Origin of the sequence: Bacteroides faecis MAJ27, from assembly GCF_900106755.1 — a bacterium.
In the GTDB taxonomy this organism is placed as follows: Bacteria; Bacteroidota; Bacteroidia; order Bacteroidales; family Bacteroidaceae; genus Bacteroides; species Bacteroides faecis.
This window is the reverse complement of sequence record NZ_FNNN01000004.1, coordinates 208,696-228,075: the sequence shown is the minus strand read 5'-3', so window position 1 is coordinate 228,075 and position 19,380 is coordinate 208,696. Positions and strand designations below refer to the sequence as shown.

Here is a 19,380-nt window from a genome sequence, read left to right as displayed (position 1 = left end):
GTAAATAAGGAGATGGCAAAAGAAATATTATTCAATATCGATGCCCGTGACCAATTGAAAAAAGGTGTCGATGCATTGGCAAATGCAGTAAAAGTAACTCTCGGTCCAAAAGGACGTAACGTTATCATTGAGAAGAAGTTCGGTGCTCCGCACATCACAAAAGACGGTGTGACAGTAGCAAAGGAAATCGAATTGGCAGATGCTTACCAGAACACCGGTGCTCAACTGGTGAAAGAAGTTGCTTCAAAGACTGGTGACGATGCAGGTGACGGTACAACGACTGCAACTGTTCTTGCTCAGGCTATCGTAGCTGAAGGTTTGAAGAACGTGACTGCCGGTGCAAGCCCGATGGATATCAAACGTGGTATCGACAAGGCTGTTGCCAAAGTGGTGGAATCAATCAAGGCACAAGCAGAAACTGTAGGTGACAACTATGACAAGATCGAACAAGTTGCTACCGTATCTGCCAACAATGACCCGGTTATCGGTAAATTGATTGCTGATGCAATGCGCAAAGTATCTAAAGACGGTGTGATCACTATCGAAGAAGCTAAAGGTACTGACACAACAATCGGTGTAGTAGAAGGTATGCAGTTCGACCGTGGTTACTTGTCAGCTTACTTCGTAACCAACACTGAAAAGATGGAATGTGAGATGGAGAAACCTTACATCCTGATTTACGACAAGAAGATTTCTAACCTGAAAGATTTCTTGCCTATCCTTGAACCGGCTGTACAGACAGGTCGTCCTCTGTTGGTAATTGCAGAAGATGTAGATAGCGAAGCGTTGACTACTTTGGTAGTAAACCGTCTGCGTTCTCAGTTGAAGATTTGTGCTGTGAAGGCTCCGGGCTTCGGCGACCGTCGTAAAGAAATGCTGGAGGATATCGCTATCCTGACAGGTGGTATGGTAATCAGCGAAGAAAAAGGTCTGAAACTGGAACAGGCTACAATCGAAATGTTGGGTACTGCTGACAAAGTAACAGTTTCTAAAGACTATACTACCATCGTAAACGGTGCCGGTGATAAAGAAAACATCAAAGAACGTTGCGATCAGATCAAGGCTCAGATCGTTGCTACTAAATCAGACTACGACCGTGAGAAATTGCAGGAACGTCTGGCTAAATTGTCAGGTGGTGTAGCAGTTCTCTACGTAGGTGCTGCTTCTGAAGTAGAAATGAAGGAGAAGAAAGACCGCGTAGACGATGCATTGCGTGCAACTCGTGCAGCTATCGAAGAAGGTATCATCCCGGGCGGTGGCGTAGCTTATATCCGCGCTATCGATTCTTTGGAAGGCATGAAGGGTGACAATGCTGATGAAACAACCGGTATTGGTATCATCAAACGTGCTATCGAAGAGCCGCTTCGCGAGATTGTAGCTAATGCAGGTAAAGAAGGCGCTGTAGTTGTTCAGAAAGTACGTGAAGGAAAAGGTGACTTCGGTTACAATGCCCGTACTGATGTTTACGAAAACTTGCATGCTGCCGGTGTAGTAGACCCAGCTAAAGTGGCTCGTGTAGCTCTTGAAAACGCAGCTTCTATCGCAGGTATGTTCCTGACTACTGAATGTGTGATCGTGGAAAAGAAAGAAGATAAACCTGAAATGCCGATGGGTGCTCCCGGAATGGGAGGCATGGGCGGAATGATGTAATCTCGTCTTTCTTAGATTAAAAAATAGTTTGGAACCGCTTCCCTACAGGGGGCGGTTCTTTTTTGCGTTAAACTCTTTGTTCCCCGATTTTGTTAATTCTGGACTCACTGTTACTGTTTATAGGAAAAGTGTGTATTTTTGGTTTTGTAATTAACAGTTTTAATACGATGGGGAATTTAATTTTATTTTTTAGAAAAGTAGCCGATGAGCTACGGGCAGAGGGAAATTTTGGGACTGCCCATGTATATCGAAGTACGTTGAATACCGTGATCACCTTTCATGGAAGTAAACATCTTGATTTTCGTCGGGTGACTCCCGAATGGTTGAAAGCCTTTGAAGTAAATCTTCGGAGTCGGGGGTGTAGTTGGAATACTGTTTCCACCTATCTTCGGGTTTTTCGTGCAGTTTACAATCGAGCCGTGGATCTTCGGAAAGCGGAGTATATCCCTCATTTGTTTCGTTCTGTTTATACAGGTACACGTGCTGATAGAAAGCGAGCGTTGGAGGATGAAGAAATGCGCAAGGTTTTCGGACGTCTGCCGGAATTGCCAGAAGTGACCCCGGATTTAAGGCATGCGCAGAATTTGTTTATTCTGATGTTCCTGCTTCGTGGTCTGCCTTTTGTAGATCTGGCTTATCTGCGGAAAAGTGATTTGCGAGACAATGTAATCACTTATCGTCGCCGCAAAACGGGACGTTCGTTGTCTGTCACTCTTGCACCGGAAGCAATGGTGTTGTTGCGACGATATATGGATCGTAATGAGAGTTCTCCTTATTTATTTCCAATTCTGAGTAGTGATGAAGGAACAGAAGAGGCTTACCGTGAATACCAACTGGCTTTGCGTAGCTTCAACCAAAAACTGATGCTATTGGGGAAATTGATGGGGATGGAAGGAAAATTGAGCTCATACACGGCTCGCCATACGTGGGCTACGACTGCGTATCATTGTGAAATCCATCCGGGAATTATTTCCGAAGCAATGGGACATTCATCTATCACTGTGACAGAAACCTATCTGAAGCCTTTTCATAATAAGAAAATTGATGAGGCTAATAAAAAGATCGTGGATTTTGTTCGGCGATCAACTGGATGGGCAATCGTCTGAAAATAAGGATGTTACTTTATAGGTAACAGAGCCGAATAGCGTTGCAAAGATGGATATATTTTGGAAAACATGCAAACAAAAAAGATATTATTTCTAGTAAACTACTAAAAAAAGAGAAATTACACGATAAAACAGCGGATTTCTTAGTATTGGACTTTTGTAATCCTTTCATCAGAATAAAAGATTTCCCTCCCCTCTGCCGCATTTCAGAAGCAGGGGTAAATATGTTTCGTAGCCAAATCATTTAGTTTTTCGTATAGAAGGCCCTCTAAAAGCCTGGACAAAGGTTTTCCTGTTACCTATAAAGTAACGGGCGTTTATTATTGAAACTTAGTGTTTAATAATATATTATTAATGTAATTTTTAAGTAGTTATGAAAAGAAAATTTGTAAGAGTGATGTTCTTCGGGGCGTTGGCACTTTCTACTGTCACCTATGTAGGCTGTAAAGACTACGATGATGACATTGACAATCTGCAACAACAGATTGATGCTGTAAAAGTGTCACTGGATGAATTGCAGGCTAAAGTAAATGGTGGAGCTGTCATCACGAACGTTACTAAGGGAGAAAATGGAATTACTGTAACGCTCAGCGATGGTAAAAGCTATGAGTTGACAAACGGTAAGGACGGTGCTGCTGGTAAAGATGCTGCTGTCTGGACAATCGGCGAAAGTGGTGGCTATTGGTATAAAGATGGCGTGAAGACTCAATACAAAGCTGTCGGTGTAGATGGACAAGCAGGTGCTGATGGTAAGCCGGGAGCTGATGGCAAACCGGGTGAAGATGGCAAGCCGGGTGAAAATGGGCTGTACTATGTACCTAATCAGGAAACCGGATGCTTTGATATATGGAAAGATAACAAATTTGTTGAATCAACAGACATCAATTGGAAAGTTGCCTCTGAAGGAGGTATTAGCGCAGTACTTAATGGTAATGTGTTAACTCTTACCGGTGTTCAGGGAAAAGATGGTCAGTCTATCTCTGTTGACTTGGTTTCTGGTATCGCTTTGTCTTCTATAGCATTTATACCTGATGTTGTAAGCCAGGATGTTCCATATGCTACTACTAGTAATCCTTTCTATCATATTAAGAACTATTTGGATGAAACTAAGTATAATACTGCTAACAACGCTTTCAAAGAACAGTCTGACTGGGGAAAATCTAACGTTGTTGCAATGAACTATCGTTTGAATCCGGAAGATGCAAATGTAGATGCAAAAACTGTATATGGTTTCATTGACCGTAAAATTACGACTCGTGCTGCCGGTGACAGAACTGTTCTTTTGAACGTAGACAATAAAACTGTAAGTGATGGTGTTGCTGTCATCGATGCTACTGTCAATCCGAATGCATTGGTTGAAAATCAAGAATATAACATCGCTGCTTTGCAGGCATGGTATGGTCAGACACCTTTGACTTCTGATTATGTTCATGTGACTTCTGAAGAAATAGACCTCGTACTTGCCGATAGTGTAAAAACGGTGCAGGGTGAGGCTGCTGTAACATTCTACAAACGTACACAATCTATTGCTAAAGGTGAATCAGACGCTTTCATCAAACAGTTTGTTGCACTGGATGCTGAGGCAAATGCCGCATTTAAGTATACAGGCACTATTAATCTTAAAGATTACGTAGGATTGTATTCTGATATCAAGACTGACTGGTTGGCTGAATTGGGTTTCAAAGGTATGAGCTATGAATTCTCTATACCTGAAAAATATCTGGCTAATGATGATGAAAAGACTAATCAACAGTGGTTTATTACAAAAGAGGGAGAAAACACTCTTGCTAATGGTGTGATCAAAGTTAATCCGGAAGTCGTTAACGGAACTCCGGCTATCGGACGTACTCCGGTAGTGAGAGTAGATGCTTTCCTGACTAGCAATAATGGTGCGAAGAAACTGGTTGCTTCTTCTTACATTAAACTGTCTATTACAGAAGAAGATCCTACTCCGGGTACTAAACCTGATTATGGTACTATCAATATGTCTGATCCTAAGGCTGCTGATTATCATAAGTTAGAAAGCGATGATAATGCATTTACCAATGCTTATCCTCTTGATAATGTGAACATGGATTATCAGGCTATCAACAATAAGATTTATGGTACTGCTAAGTTGACTTCTACTACATTCTGGAATTATTATGGTGGTCAGGATCATAAATATAATGTATTGGTTACTGTAACAAATAAGAGTGGTCAGGAAGAAACAATCATCAGTGAAGAAGTTTCTCAGCAAACTGATGTTGTAATCTCTAATAAGGGTCTTCTGCTTAACATTAAGTTGAATGATGATGCTACTAAGACTTCAGCTATTAAAGTTGGTATCAACAACCTGATTAAGACTCAGAACACTTATAAGGATATTGACGGTAAGGGTGCTAAGTATTCAGTGAAGATTATCATTCCTTCTAATGATAATTCACATGGCGATATTAAACTTGAGCAAATATTCTATGTGAAGGAAGAATGTGTTCCTTATGTTTATAATCCTCTGTATTACAACGAAACTTATAAGTCTCTTGCTGATGGCAAAACTTATAATGACTGTATCGTGATAAAGGGACAGAATACTTCCGGTCACTGGGAAATGTCTTCTGTAGTAAGCGAGCACTTCGCTAATATGGAAGGAGAGAATATCTTCGAATATTATAATAAGGTGAATAATGTGAACGCTCTCCAGTTCCAGTGGGCTAGTGGTATTACTGGAGTTACTCCTGATCCTTTGACTTCATTCAATACGGATGAAACTGTGAAGTTGACTGAAGCGATGACTAAGCGTGACGATGTTAAGAACATGACTTACAAGGTTACTTTGGTGAACGATGAAACATGTAACTTCAACTATAACATTGTATTCGTTAATCCGTTTGTTGCCGGTACTACTAATGGCATAAGTATTTATGGTAATGGTATTGGTGAGAACACAGGTGCAACGATGCCGCAGGTTGTTGTTAAAGACAATGAAGGTAGCAATATCTATTCTTACAACAATACGTCAAAAACTTTGGTATTAAGCTCTAAGGCTACAGATACTTATAAGTTGACTAATGATATTGTCAGCGTAGAATATGCTTTCGTAGAGAATGCTGCTTGGACTGAACTGACTTCTAATATGTCTAAGGATTCTAAACTGGAAGTAAATGATGTAACAGGTGTTGTAACTTGGAAAAATCAAGGTTCTACTTTGGTGAAAGACTACAATCTTACTGTGACAGCGAAGGTTACATTCAAAGACTTGTCAGTCGTAACATGTAATATCCCTGTTAAATTGGCAAAAGACGCTCAATAACAGACTATTGTCTCCTCACAAAAAAAGTCTGACTTGAAAAAGTATGGCTTTTCATAATGACAGAGGACGTTCCAAGGAAATAAAGGGGCGTTCTCTGTTTTGAATTGAAATTATATAGTACAAACATGAAGAATAACTATCACATTCTTTTAGTTGCATTTTTGATGTGCTCTACTGTCGTTTTTGCTCAACAGTCGGGTAATATAAGCGGCCAACCTCGTGCTATAGAGGAAGGGAAGACGGTGTTCAATCCACATTGGTTTTTATCTGTTCAGGGTGGCGGTGCTTATACTGTGGGTGAATCTGCTTTTGGAGATTTACTTTCTCCGTCTGTAGCAATGGCTTTTGGTTATAAGTTTACTCCTTTGTTCGGGCTCCGGGCTGAGGTTAGCGGCTGGCAAGCTAAGGGAGGCTGGGTGAATCCGACTACTACTTATAAATATAAGTATTTGCAAGGCAGTGTAGATGCTATGCTCGATCTGAGTGATTTGTGTCGTGGCTTTAATTCCGAACGTATTTTCAATGCTTATCTCTTTCTGGGAGTGGGCTTGAATGGCGCTTTTAGTAATGATGAAGCTGTAGCATTAAACGCGGGCGGATATAAACTGCATCATCTTTGGACAGGTAAGAAAGTATATGTTGCAGGACGTGGTGGTGTGGGAGCAAACTTTCGTTTGAACGACCATGTAGCCATTAATCTGGAACTGAATGCCAATATGCTATCTGACAAGTTCAACTCAAAGAAGGGACGTAATGCTGACTGGCAATTCAATGCCTTGGCAGGTCTTACTTTTACGTTGGGTAAAAGCCATAGAACGACAGCTCCTGTTTACCATGAAGTGGAACCACCGGTTACAATACCAGTGGCGGAAGAAGTTAAATCTGCTCCTGTAGTGGAGCAACCGAAAAAAGAAACAGTTATCAGGAAAGCTTTGAAACAGAATATCTTTTTCGCTTTAAATTCTGCACGTATTCAAGATGACCAGCAAGCTAAGATTGCTTCTTTGATTGAATATATGAAAAAGTACCCTACTGCAACAATGAATGTGACAGGTTATGCGGATGTCAATACAGGTAATCCTGGAATCAACAGAAGATTGTCTGAAGCTCGGGCTAACAATGTCGCTGAAGCATTGAAAGCTAAAGGTATTACAGCTGATCGGATTATCGTAGATTTTAAGGGGGATACTGTACAACCTTATTCCACTCCTGAAGAGAACCGTGTAAGTATTTGTATTGCAGAATGATATTTCCCACTCTCATGTGAGATTCTATTTTCCCCATTAACCTCGATATGAGGTGTTCTTGCATGAGAAATACATAGAAGTCTATGCTTGTGAAAGTCGGGACTTCTATATTCCCTTTTTCACTAGAATGTGAAAAGACTCAAAGGGGAATCCGAATATAGAGATTGTACTTGTGAAAGTACTCCTTTACTATTTGTCCCCTATGGAGGATGCCACCCTTTCTCACTGGCATCCTCTTTTTTATGCCGGACGGAATCAGCTTATTTGCTTCTATACGGTTTTATCTGCCGGAAATCCTCGTCATACAATCCCACGAGTAAACTTTCTCCTTTGCTATCTACCCTTAAGCCACCATAAGCGGCATCATTATAGACAGAATCCTGTCCTTCTTCAAAAAAGAAGGACTCGGCACCGAGGAATAACCTGCCATTTATTGTTTTATATTTCAGTACAATTTCGTTCTCATTTACAGGTTCGGGAGATTCCTGCAGCCGCATTATTTTTCCGACATGATTATGATCCAGTTTTAGTACGACATAACCGCGTTTGGCTTCCTGACCGTCTGTCAACTCAGAATTGGCTTCTTTATAGCTAAGTCTCATATAGTCTCCTTGCATCAGTGAACGGGGATCGACAGGAGCCAGTTGCAGCAATACGAGCTGTCCCTCTTTCAACGTCTGTTCTTTCTGATAGACAGACCAGTTGAAGTATACCAAAAGAAGGACTAAATTAGCGATGATCAGTATGGAACTATATTTTTTCATGTCTTGTCTTTTTTTGAGTGAGCACATACCAGGCTATAAGCAGCACGATTCCTGTGCAGAACAGGGTGATTGATTTCGTCAGCAAAGTTATATCCAGATCATAGTAATATTTGGATATAGCGTAAATGAAGAGAAGGAGTGCGGCTGCGCACTCAGCTTTATAGCCATAATGAAAACATATCAGTATCAACAGGATACTGCCGGATAAATAAGGGGCATGCAGGCTGGGAAGGCAGATAAGGATGCAAAGGAGATAAATGCACACTTGATGTATCAGGCTCTTGACCTGCATCACCTGCATGATTTTATAAACTGTTATAAGGATTCCCGCCAACATGAAAACTGATATGATCCAATCATTGCTGCTTTGGGTTAAGTAATTGATAGACAATCCTCCCAACGCAAGGACGCATGAGACAAACAGACCGGAATGAATCGGTTTGTATTTAGAAAGATCCCCATTTGTATGGCTGAGTATTTTCGTCTCCAATAGATTGACAAATAAAAAAACAGCCATGATAGGTACAATAGCCACATTCAGAGGATTCGGCGGAGAGAGTAAATTTGTTATTTCTCCGAATAAGGCTGTATAAAATGAAATCACCGAAAGGAAAGTCAGGATGAATCCTTTGGATAGTAACATTGTAACTATGCTGATTCCTATCAGTACGATAAAGAGGACATCTATGTTTGAACTCATGCCAAAACCGGCTAATATACATCCGGCTATATAGCAGGTGATATTCATCGCATCCAGAAAAGGCTTGGTCAGGCGGCGATTGATAATCAAAGTAGTAATGATTAAAATACTTCCTGTGATCAGACAGGAAATTTCGGAGCGGAGGATGGAGGCGAGTGCCAGAAATCCCAGGAAAAAGATAGCAGTCAGAATCCCTCCGATAATTGAAAGGACTTCGATTGTCAGGTTACTCTTCTGTGCCATACCATTGTTTTTTAAGATGGAGGATTGTATAAATCAATAAGGTGGTACCCGTGATGACGATAATTCCTGAAAAGAGGAATATGTTGACTTCCCTTAGTTTGCTGTGACAGATAAACAGGGACAGCAGAATCATCAGTATTGCAAAAGGAATAGCGGAAAGATAGAATAAATTCTTCTGTTTCCATCCGAACCATAATCCAGCCGAAAACAACAGGATAGTGTTTGCGAGCGGAACGGATACAATAACACCTTCTTCGCAAATTGCCGCAATCATAAGATAACTCACGTGTACAATGGTTGCCAGTGAAAGCAGGCTGACAAACCAGCGGTTCTGTCTGCTGAAAGTTCTTTTTATACTCATCCATTCTGTGATGACAGTTGTCAGGGCACAAATCCAGGTTACTGCGCTGGTCAGTAAAGTGACTGCCCATAGATTATCAGACACAATCTGCAGAACGTATAACCATATAGTCGTGCAGAGCAGTCCTATAAATGTGAGCCAGAGTGGAGTGAAGCGGATGGCGACTGCCCAAAGGATGGTGAACAGTGTCCAGCCCAGAAACAGGTCGTATGCATCAGCCCCCGTCTGGTAGATTTGCCCGAATACGGCAAAGAGTGTACCTACCAGGAAAGTGGCTCCGGTGAGGATAATCTGTTTGATAAGTACGTTCCATCGAGTGAATATTGTCAGCAGGACAGATGCAACGAGTAATGTTTGTACTATTCCCAGTTTTGCAAATTTGGGGAGATCTTCCCAGTTATAGGCGAAGAAAAAGATGATTCCTGCCACTGTAAAACCAACGCCTGCGGCCAACAGGAAGATAGAAAGAAATTGGTTCCATTGCTTTTTATCGGCATACATTGATTGTCTGAATAGGAGTGAAGAGTCCGGTTTTTCCATGTGCTTCTCTTTTTTAATGATTACAAACATAAGAAAATAAAATGATTATCTTTCGGTAAGATATAGAAAAAAGGCGGAACCTGGCTCATTGTTAGTCAGCAATGAGATCAGGTTATGCCTTTCTGAAGATAATCATCTTGTTTGTGTGCAAGAATAAATATCGTTGGAGAAGAAATCGTTAAAATACTTCCCGTATATGTTTATAATTAGAATTAATCGTATCAATCACTTCTTGTGAACGTCCGTTGATCAACAGTTTGTACATGGACTGGGCGAAACCTACCATCTGCCCGAATTCTATTTTAGGGGGCATGGCAAGAGCGTTCGGATCGGTCATGATATTTACCAGTACCGGACCATCCAGTTCGAATGCATTTAATAAAGTAGTCAGTACTTCTTCCGGATCGCTGACATTGAATCCTGTCATTCCCATTGCTTCGGCTACCTGTGCAAAGTCCGGGTTCAGCATGTTTGTCTGCCAGTCCGGAAGTCCGTCGACTTCCATTTCCAGTTTAACCATTCCCAGGGAGCGGTTATTGAATACGATGATCTTAATCGGTAGTTTGTATTGGATAACAGTCTCCAGATCACCTAAAGTCATAGACAAACCTCCGTCTCCACAGAGCGCTATTACCTGACGGTCGGAGTAAGCCAGCGCTGCTCCGATGGCCTGTGGCAGGGCGTTTGCCATAGAACCGTGATTGAAAGAGCCCAGCATGTGGCGTTTTCCTGTAGCTTGTAGATAACGTGCACCCCATACACAAGTCATTCCGGTGTCAACTGTGAATATCGCATCGTCCGATGCCAGTTTATCAATCTCGGACATGACATATTCCGGATGGGTTTTGTTGATATCTCCTTTGTCTTCTGTATAAGCTGCCAGATCTTTCTTTACTCCTTCATATCTTTTCAGTTGTTTCAGCAGAAAAGTGTCGTCTGTTTTGGGATTCAACATACGCAGTAATGCCTGAATACTCATTTTTACATCTCCGCAAAGGCCGATATCTACTTTAGCGCGTCGTCCCAGACGTTCGGGCTTGATGTCTATTTGTGCAATCTTGATGTCGTCCGGCAGGAAAGCAGCATAGGGAAAGTCCGTGCCGAGCATAAGAAGTACTTCGGCTTCGTGCATGCTGTAATATCCGGAGGGCATTCCCAGCAGTCCGGTCATTCCGACTTCATACGGATTCTCATATTGTACTTCCATTTTTCCTTTGAAAGTATATACCACAGGGGCATTCAGTTTCTCGGAAAGCGCGATTACTTCCTCGTGTGCTCCCCGACAGCCGATGCCGCAGAAAAGAGTAATGCGTTTATGATTGTTCAGCAAGTCTGCCAATTGTGCCAAGTCTTCTTCTGCCGGACAGACTTCAGGCGGGGCAGGATAATTTTTTACCGAAGAATCGGCAGAGACGGAAGATGCTTTGGCAAGATCTCCCGGCAGCCCGACGACGGCTACCCCTTTTCGGGTAATGGCTGTCTGAATGGCCGATTGAAGCATACGTGGAAATTGTCCGGGAGTCGTCGCTACTTCATTATAGTAGCTGCAATCGTTAAAGAGCTTTATGGTATTGGTTTCCTGAAAGTATTCAGTTCCGAATTCTCCGCTGGGGATGGTAGAAGCGATTGCAATGACCGGTGCTCCCGACCGTTGGGCATCGTATAGTCCATTGATGAGATGAACATGCCCCGGTCCGCTGCTGCCCGCACAGCATCCTATTCGTCCGGTCAGTTGTGCTTCGGCTGCTGCGGCATAGGCTCCGGTTTCTTCATGACGTACATGTATCCATTGTATTTTATGATTCTTTCTGACAGCTTCGTTTACTTCGTTTAAACTATCGCCCGTCACGGCATAGATACGTTCTACACCGGATTCAACTAAAGTGTCTATCAGTTGTTCTGCTATTTTTTTTGCCATATTTATAATAGGTTTAGGATTGATTCTTAATGTAATAACAGATGTATGCCAAGAAAAGTTCTGTTTTAACATATGCTAATAAGTCCGTTGTGTCGGTACACATCGCGGGTTTTGTGTTAAAAATAATTTTGTAACAACTTTTTAGTATCGGAAAGGAAACAATTGTGATATCCATTTGTTATCTTTATAGGCGAAATCTTAACCTAATGTTTTTAACCTCTTAATAGCAGTAGAAAATGGATAGAAAGCAAATCGGCGTGTATGCCGGTAAAGTCTGGCAATTGTTGAGTAACAATGAGAAATGGGGCTATGGTACCTTAAAGAGAAAGTCCGGGTTGAAGGATAAGGAATTGGGTGCCGCTCTGGGCTGGTTATCGAGAGAAAATAAGATAGAGTTCTACGAATGTGATGAAGAGCTTTATGTATATCTCTGCGTAAATGTTTATATTGGATAAAAGAATGTCTGATGTTTTAATGAGAACAAATTAAATCCCCGAAGGTACATCTTGGTAGATGAGGCTTTGGGGATTCTGTTTTTTTATTCTTTCTCTTTCTTGTGTATTTTCATTTCAATGAGGAAAGCTGTCAGTAGTCCCGCACCGCCGAAGAGAAGTACACATGCGCCATATACGATACTTGCCTGACGTTCCACATCCCAGTTTCTGGAGTTGGTATATCCCGGAAATGCGTTGATACAGATGAAGAAGGCAACCAGCAGACCCAGTCCTATTCCGAGCATCAGCAGACCACTTTTCAAAGATCCGAAAGTGAACCGGGAACGGGAGTAGTTAAGGTTGAGAGATAAGTTGCTGTTAATTTCTCCAGTGTTGAGCTTGTCAGCCAGTTTTTCAATCATGGCTATCCGCTCTTTCTTACATACAAAAAGTTCAAATAATTTGTAGATTCCTAATGTAATAGTACCTACTACCAAGGGAATGGTGATAAAATCCATCATAATTATACTGTTTTTAAGTGAATATTTTCGTTCTTTGTATCGTTTGACGCAGTGGATGGAAAAAGGTTACACAGAAAAGCAGATAATTTGGATTCCTGCATTTTTCCTTTCCCGAACTGTAACCTTTTGTAACGGTCGGCGTCTAAAGAGTCAAGATGGAACAGAAAGACGAATCATACTATATTAAACGCATACTGGAGGGAGAAACGGAACATTTTTCCGTATTTCTTGACCGCTATAGTCGTCCGTTGTATGCGCTGATAGTACAGATTGTCGGTTGCCACGAAGATGCGGAAGAATTGCTTCAGGATGTTTTTCTGAAAGCTTTTCGCCATTTGAATCGTTATAAAGGAGAGTGCCGGTTTTCTACGTGGATTTATCGCATTGCTTACAATGCCGCTATCTCGGCTACCCGGAAAAAGAAGCAGGAACTGCTTTATATAGAAGAGAACACTATTAATAATGTACCCGATGATGTAGCGGACAGTGTGCTTGCCCGGGCAGAGGACGAAGAACAGGTAGATCGTCTGAGCAGGGCAATAGATCAGTTGAACGGAGAAGAGAAAGCATTGATTACTTTGTTCTATTATGAAGAAAAGTCACTGGAAGAGATCGGTGAGGTACTGAAAATATCGATTAGTAATGTAAAGGTCAGACTTCATCGTACCCGGAAAAAGATCTGTGTATTGATGAATAATAAATAAGAAGAGGAGATATGGAAGAGGAAAGAAAGATAAAAGAGAATACGGGCAATATGCTGAAACAAGCATTGGAACGGAGGCAAACGGAACAACTGTCTTCCAATTTTTCGTATCGGATGATGGAGCGTATTCATCTGGAAGCCGAGAAGCAGACGAAACGGAAAACGAGCATAGGGTGGGTGGCTTTGCTGGTATCCGTTCTGGCGTTGGTGGGACTTGGTATCTACGTACTTACTTTTTATCTCGACTTCAGTTTTGCCGGTATTATGCCGAAAATGAATCTCCGGCAGGATTCTTCTTTGTTTGCATTCTATGTATATATTGCTTTGTTGGCGTTGGTCTTGCTCGCGTTAGATTATTGGCTGCATAAGAAGTATATCTGGAAATAATTCTGTTACTTTGCATAACAATTAAAGCATTGCGAAGAAACAAGAAGAAATAATGAGAAGTTTTGCCTCTGACAATAATTCCGGTGTGCATCCATTGGTGATGGAAGCATTGAGCCGGGCGAACGCGGATCATGCGTTAGGTTATGGTGATGATCAATGGACGGAAGAAGCCGTAGCTAAGATAAAAGAAACTTTTACCCCGGACTGTGTACCTCTGTTTGTATTCAATGGTACGGGCAGTAATGTGGTGGCGTTGCAAGTGATGACCCGTCCGTATCATTCTATTTTCTGTGCGGAAACTGCCCATATTTATGTAGACGAATGCGGTTCTCCCGTTAAGATGACCGGTTGCCAGATTCGTCCCATTGCCACAGCCGATGGTAAGCTGACTCCCGAATTAATGCAACCTTATCTGCATGGCTTTGGCGACCAGCACCATTCGCAACCCAGAGCGCTTTACCTTTCCCAATGTACCGAACTCGGAACGATTTATACTCCCGAAGAGCTGAAACGCCTGACTGACTTTGCCCATCTGAACGGTATGTATGTCCACATGGACGGAGCAAGAATAGCCAATGCCTGTGCCGCTCTCCGTCTTTCCCTTAAAGAGCTGACTGTAGACTGTGGTGTAGACATCCTAAGTTTCGGTGGAACTAAAAATGGGCTGATGATGGGAGAATGTGTGATTATATTTAATAAAGATCTGCAAAGAGAAGCCCGCTTTGTCCGAAAGCAATCTGCCCAGTTGGCTTCTAAGATGCGTTATCTTTCCTGTCAGTTTACTGCCTATCTGACCGATGATTTGTGGCTGAAGAATGCCGCTCATGCCAATAAGATGGCAGGCAAGCTTTATCAGGCACTGAAGGAACTGCCGGAAGTTACCTTCACTCAAAAGCCGGAGAGCAACCAGTTGTTTCTGACCATGCCCCGCCCGACTATCGACCGGATGCTGGAATCTTATTTTTTCTATTTCTGGAATGAAGCGAATAATGAGATCCGTCTGGTGACTTCTTTTGATACTACGGAAGAGGATGTAAATCAATTTATTCGACTTTTGAGACGTTAAAAGAGAAGAATGGAACAACAAAAGCGCCTATAATACTGTTGTAATAAGAAGTTTGGGACTAACTTTGTCCCCATATTTTTTCTTATTATGATGGATACTAGACGAAACGGACTAATATTATTGGCGCTATTGTTGTTGACACGAACTACTATACATGCGCAGACTGACTCTATGGGCAAAGATTTGCCGGTAGATTCTGTCTCTATAGTAACGTCGGACTCACTCCAGGCAAAGCGTAGCTTTTTCAAGAAGTTTCTCGACTACTTTAATGACGCCAATAAGGAAAAGAAAAATAAAAAATTCGATTTCAGTGTCATTGGTGGTCCTCATTATTCCAGTGACACAAAGTTTGGGCTTGGATTGGTGGCAGCAGGTCTGTATCGCACAGACCGCAATGATACGATTCTTCCTCCTTCGAATGTTTCTCTTTATGGAGATGTCTCTACTGTTGGATTCTACCTGTTGGGTGTAAGAGGCAATCACCTGTTCCCACAAGAAAAATACCGCTTGAATTATAACCTTTATTTTTATTCTTTCCCCAGCCTTTATTGGGGAAGGGGATATGATAATGGAGCGAACTCTGATAATGAAAGTGACTATAAACGCTTTCAGGCACAGGTGAAAGTAGACTTCATGTTCCGTGTAGCGAAGAGTTTCTATATCGGGCCAACGGCTGTGTTCGATTATATAGACGGACGTGACCTTGAGAAACCGGAGCTTTGGGAAGGCATGTCGGCACGGACTACCAATACGAGTCTCGGGCTTTCCCTCCTTTATGATTCCCGTGATTTTCTGACAAATGCCTATCGGGGATATTATCTGCGGATCGACCAACGATTTAGTCCGGCTTTTCTTGGCAATAAATATGCTTTCAGCAGTACGGAACTGACGACCAGCTATTACCATTCGGTATGGAAAGGCGGGGTATTGGCAGGGCAGTTTCACACTTTGCTGAATTATGGCAATCCTCCGTGGGGATTGATGGCAACACTCGGAAGTTCTTACTCGATGCGTGGTTATTATGAAGGGCGCTATCGCGACAAGTGTGCAATGGATGCACAGATAGAACTCCGTCAGCATGTCTGGAAGCGGAATGGAGTTGCCGTATGGGCAGGAGCGGGAACTGTATTTCCGCGCTTCTCCAATTTTACGCCGAAACATATTCTTCCCAATTACGGTTTCGGCTACCGCTGGGAATTTAAGAAGAGAGTAAATGTACGTTTGGATTTAGGGTTTGGCAAGCACCAGACCGGATTTATATTTAATATCAATGAAGCTTTTTAAGAACATAAAGAAATGGTTTGAAAATCAGGAACACTTGTTCTATTTGTTCCTGATTGTTCTGATAATGCCCAACATCGTTCTGTGTTTTACAGAACCTTTGCCGCTAATGGCGAAAGTATGCAATGTGTTGTTGCCTTTTGCCTGTTACTATCTGTTGATGACTTTGTCCCGCAACTGTGGTAAGATGCTTTGGATTCTGTTCGTGTTCCTGTTTTTCGGAGCCTTCCAGATCGTGCTGCTTTATCTGTTCGGACAGTCCATCATCGCTGTAGATATGTTTCTGAATTTGGTAACGACCAATTCGAGTGAAGCGATGGAATTGCTGGACAACTTATTGCCGGCTATCGTCACTGTAGTCCTGCTATATATCCCTGCTCTCATATTGGGTATGATTTCTATTCTCCGCAAGCGCCGGCTTTCTGTGGAATTTATCCGCAGAGAACGGAAAAGAGCTTTTGTGCTGCTGGGAATCTCCCTTCTGACTCTTGCCGGTGCTTATTGGGAAGACTCCCGGTATGAACTGAAATCGGACCTGTACCCTTTCAATGTATGCTATAACGTGGGACTTGCTTTTCAACGGACAGCATTGACACAAAATTACCACCACACCTCGAAAGAATTCACTTTTCATGCTAAAGCCACTCATCCGGCGGATAAGCGCGAAGTGTACGTAATGGTAGTAGGAGAAACATCCCGCGCATTGAACTGGCAACTATACGGATATGAACGTGAGACAAATCCACTGTTGTCCCGTCAACCGGGAATCGTTGCTTTCCCGAAAGTTCTGACAGAATCCAATACCACCCACAAAAGCGTACCCATGCTGATGTCCGGTATTACCGCCTGTAACTTCGATTCCATTTACTATCAGAAAGGAATCATCACAGCCTTTAGCGAAGCTGGTTACCGGACGGCCTTTTTTTCCAATCAGCGTTATAATCATTCTTTCATCGATTTCTTCGGGATGGAAGCCGACACATTTGATTTTATAAAAGAAGACTCGCCGGATGCGGCATACAATCCTTCCGACGATGAACTGCTGAAACTGGTAGAAAAAGAATTGGCGAAAGGGAACCGGAAACAGTTTATCGTGCTTCATACATACGGTTCTCATTTCAATTACCGCGAACGTTATCCGTCGGAAGATGCCTTCTTCCTGCCTGACTATCCGGTAGAAGCAGAAGTAAAGTATCGTGATAATCTGGTGAATGCTTACGATAACACTATCCGTTATACGGATGGTTTCCTGGCACGTCTGATTCATATGCTTGAAGAGCAGCAGGTGGATGCTGCCATGCTCTACACCTCTGATCACGGAGAAGATATTTTTGATGATTCGCGTCATCTGTTTCTTCATGCTTCTCCGGTTCCTTCTTATTATCAACTCCATGTCCCTTTCCTGATATGGATGTCCGACATCTATCGGGAAACGTATCCGGAACATTGGAAAGCAATGGTGGAGAATAAGGATAAAAATATATCTTCCAGCTGTTCGTTCTTTCCTACCATGCTGGAACTGGGGGGAGTGGAAACCTCTTATCGCAACGACGCATACTCTGTGGTCAGCCCTCTTTACACCATGAAGCCGAGAGTATATCTGAATGACCATAATGAACCCCGTCCGTTAGATGATCTGGGAATGAGAAAGCCGGACTTCCAGATGCTGAAAGCAACAGGATTTAAGTATTAGGTATCAGGTATTGATCGTAGCGTCGTGTAGCTCTGCCTATACAGCTACGGTGTAATACCTAATACTTATTCATTAATCCTTGTTAATTCTTTTATCCAAAAGCAGGATTGGCGTGTTATTTGCGATATAGAAGTATGAACGATTAAATTCATAAAACATGGCCTATATAGATTATTATAAGATTCTTGGAGTTGACAAAAGTGCTTCTCAGGATGATATAAAAAAGGCTTTTCGTAAGTTGGCCCGTAAGTATCATCCTGACCTGAACCCTAATGACCCGAGTGCAAAGGACAAGTTTCAGGAGATAAATGAAGCCAATGAAGTATTGAGTGACCCCGAGAAACGTAAGAAGTATGACGAATACGGGGAGCACTGGAAACATGCTGATGAGTTCGAAGCTCAGAAAAGAGCACAGCAACAAGCAGGTGGCTATGGCGGTGCCGGCGGATTCGGAGGATTCGGTGGTGCAGGTCAGGGATTCTCTGATGGCAACGGAACATATTGGTATTCGTCCGACGGTGGTGAAGGGTTCTCCGGAGGCAATGCCGGTGGTTTCTCTGATTTCTTCGAATCGATGTTCGGACATCGGGGCAGGGGACAAGGCTCTGCCGGATTCCGTGGACAGGACTTTAATGCTGAACTTCATCTTTCCCTTCGTGATGCTGCTCAGACGCATAAACAGATATTGACCGTTAATGGTAAACAAGTACGTATTACCATTCCGGCAGGTGTGGCCGACGGACAGGTGATTAAACTGAAAGGCTACGGAGCCGAAGGGGTGAACGGAGGCCCGGCAGGTGACCTGTACATCACGTTCGTCATTGCCGAAGACCCTGTGTTCAAACGCTTGGGTGATGATTTGTACGTAGATGTGGAAGTAGACCTCTATACTGCTGTATTAGGTGGTGAAAAAGTGGTTGACACGCTGGACGGTAAAGTGAAGCTGAAGATTAAGCCGGAGACTCAGAACGGTACGAAAGTACGTCTGAAAGGTAAGGGATTCCCGGTTTATAAGAAGGAAGGACAATCCGGTGACTTGATAGTGACCTATTCCGTCAAGATTCCGACGAATCTGACAGAAGCGCAGAAGGAGTTGTTCCGTCAATTACAGAGTATGAACTAAAATGAATGAGCACTATGCAGACCGAATTAATTATTGTCAGTGAATACTGTCACAAATGTCATATTGAACCTTCATTCATTGAGATGCTGGAAGAAGGTGGTTTGATAACTGTACGTACCGAAGCCGGCGAGCATTATCTGCTTGTCTCCGAACTTCCGAATGTGGAACGTTATAGCCGGATGTACTATGACTTATCCATTAATATGGAAGGCATCGACGCCATTCATCATATGCTGGAAAGGATGGAAGGGATGAGGCGTGAAATTGCTTCTCTCCGCAAACAACTCATGCTGTTTCGGGAAAAAGAAATAGAAGAAGCAGACTGGTAAAATGAAGCCTCTGTTTGGTGCA

17 protein-coding genes are annotated in these 19,380 nt (G+C 42.5%); 12 read left to right on the top strand and 5 right to left on the bottom strand.

From position 1 onward, the window contains the following. Nucleotides 1-12: 12 nt before the first annotated feature. From groL to BLW31_RS05435, 4 genes are all read left to right on the top strand, one after another. The gene (groL, locus tag BLW31_RS05455) at nucleotides 13-1,650 is read left to right on the top strand and encodes a chaperonin GroEL (RefSeq protein WP_010539042.1); all 1,638 of its coding nucleotides are present in this window, start codon (nucleotides 13-15) and stop codon (nucleotides 1,648-1,650) included. A 167-nt stretch (nucleotides 1,651-1,817) separates the two neighbouring features. Next, nucleotides 1,818-2,756, top strand: coding sequence for a tyrosine-type recombinase/integrase (locus BLW31_RS05450; protein ID WP_022302501.1), 939 nt, complete (start codon nucleotides 1,818-1,820; stop codon nucleotides 2,754-2,756). A 373-nt stretch (nucleotides 2,757-3,129) separates the two neighbouring features. Beyond that, nucleotides 3,130-6,048: a PL29 family lyase N-terminal domain-containing protein gene (locus tag BLW31_RS05440; RefSeq protein WP_118036761.1), complete on the top strand. Its 2,919-nt coding sequence runs from the start codon at nucleotides 3,130-3,132 to the stop codon at nucleotides 6,046-6,048. 125 nt (nucleotides 6,049-6,173) lie between these two features. Beyond that, nucleotides 6,174-7,295 carry an OmpA family protein gene (locus tag BLW31_RS05435; RefSeq protein ID WP_010539038.1) on the top strand — a complete coding sequence of 374 codons (1,122 nt, stop codon included), beginning with the start codon at nucleotides 6,174-6,176 and terminating at the stop codon, nucleotides 7,293-7,295. Nucleotides 7,296-7,555: 260 nt separating this feature from the next. On the opposite strand, the gene BLW31_RS05430 is transcribed toward BLW31_RS05435, so the two are convergent. The 4 genes from BLW31_RS05430 to BLW31_RS05415 form a co-directional block, all read right to left on the bottom strand. Next, entirely contained in the window at nucleotides 7,556-8,059 is a 504-nt protein-coding gene (locus BLW31_RS05430) for a GDYXXLXY domain-containing protein (RefSeq protein WP_010539037.1), read from the bottom strand. Further along, nucleotides 8,046-9,002, bottom strand: a complete 957-nt coding sequence (locus tag BLW31_RS05425; protein ID WP_010539036.1) for a DUF4401 domain-containing protein — start codon at nucleotides 9,000-9,002, stop codon at nucleotides 8,046-8,048. The genes BLW31_RS05430 and BLW31_RS05425 overlap by 14 nt, the downstream gene beginning before the upstream one ends. After that, complete coding sequence (locus BLW31_RS05420) at nucleotides 8,986-9,903, bottom strand: DUF2157 domain-containing protein (protein WP_029425666.1); 918 nt, start codon at nucleotides 9,901-9,903, stop codon at nucleotides 8,986-8,988. The genes BLW31_RS05425 and BLW31_RS05420 overlap by 17 nt, the downstream gene beginning before the upstream one ends. A gap of 178 nt (nucleotides 9,904-10,081) precedes the next feature. After that, nucleotides 10,082-11,821 carry a thiamine pyrophosphate-dependent enzyme gene (locus tag BLW31_RS05415; protein ID WP_010539034.1) on the bottom strand — a complete coding sequence of 580 codons (1,740 nt, stop codon included), beginning with the start codon at nucleotides 11,819-11,821 and terminating at the stop codon, nucleotides 10,082-10,084. Nucleotides 11,822-12,057: 236 nt separating this feature from the next. Here BLW31_RS05415 and BLW31_RS05410 point away from each other — a divergent pair, with 236 nt between their 5' ends. Continuing rightward, complete coding sequence (locus BLW31_RS05410) at nucleotides 12,058-12,276, top strand: winged helix-turn-helix domain-containing protein (RefSeq protein WP_010539033.1); 219 nt, start codon at nucleotides 12,058-12,060, stop codon at nucleotides 12,274-12,276. A gap of 83 nt (nucleotides 12,277-12,359) precedes the next feature. Here BLW31_RS05410 and BLW31_RS05405 read toward each other — a convergent pair whose 3' ends face one another. Next, nucleotides 12,360-12,776, bottom strand: a complete 417-nt coding sequence (locus tag BLW31_RS05405; RefSeq protein WP_010539032.1) for a DUF6249 domain-containing protein — start codon at nucleotides 12,774-12,776, stop codon at nucleotides 12,360-12,362. Between the two features lie 155 nt (nucleotides 12,777-12,931). Between BLW31_RS05405 and BLW31_RS05400 the strand changes: the two genes are divergently transcribed. From BLW31_RS05400 to BLW31_RS05370, 7 genes are all read left to right on the top strand, one after another. Then, nucleotides 12,932-13,480 carry an RNA polymerase sigma factor gene (locus BLW31_RS05400; protein WP_010539031.1) on the top strand — a complete coding sequence of 183 codons (549 nt, stop codon included), beginning with the start codon at nucleotides 12,932-12,934 and terminating at the stop codon, nucleotides 13,478-13,480. An 11-nt stretch (nucleotides 13,481-13,491) separates the two neighbouring features. Next, nucleotides 13,492-13,866: a hypothetical protein gene (locus tag BLW31_RS05395; RefSeq protein WP_010539030.1), complete on the top strand. Its 375-nt coding sequence runs from the start codon at nucleotides 13,492-13,494 to the stop codon at nucleotides 13,864-13,866. A gap of 52 nt (nucleotides 13,867-13,918) precedes the next feature. Next, complete coding sequence (locus BLW31_RS05390; RefSeq protein ID WP_010539029.1) at nucleotides 13,919-14,932, top strand: threonine aldolase family protein; 1,014 nt, start codon at nucleotides 13,919-13,921, stop codon at nucleotides 14,930-14,932. A gap of 90 nt (nucleotides 14,933-15,022) precedes the next feature. Next, entirely contained in the window at nucleotides 15,023-16,216 is a 1,194-nt protein-coding gene (locus tag BLW31_RS05385) for a BamA/TamA family outer membrane protein (RefSeq protein WP_032837195.1), read from the top strand. Further along, entirely contained in the window at nucleotides 16,203-17,906 is a 1,704-nt protein-coding gene (locus BLW31_RS05380; protein WP_010539027.1) for a phosphoethanolamine transferase family protein, read from the top strand. The genes BLW31_RS05385 and BLW31_RS05380 overlap by 14 nt, the downstream gene beginning before the upstream one ends. Nucleotides 17,907-18,063: 157 nt before the next feature. Then, nucleotides 18,064-19,029, top strand: a complete 966-nt coding sequence (locus BLW31_RS05375; RefSeq protein WP_010539026.1) for a DnaJ C-terminal domain-containing protein — start codon at nucleotides 18,064-18,066, stop codon at nucleotides 19,027-19,029. Between the two features lie 14 nt (nucleotides 19,030-19,043). Continuing rightward, nucleotides 19,044-19,358 (top strand): chaperone modulator CbpM, encoded by a 315-nt coding sequence (locus BLW31_RS05370; RefSeq protein ID WP_010539025.1) that lies wholly within the window; start codon nucleotides 19,044-19,046, stop codon nucleotides 19,356-19,358. The last annotated feature ends 22 nt before the right edge of the window (nucleotides 19,359-19,380 follow it).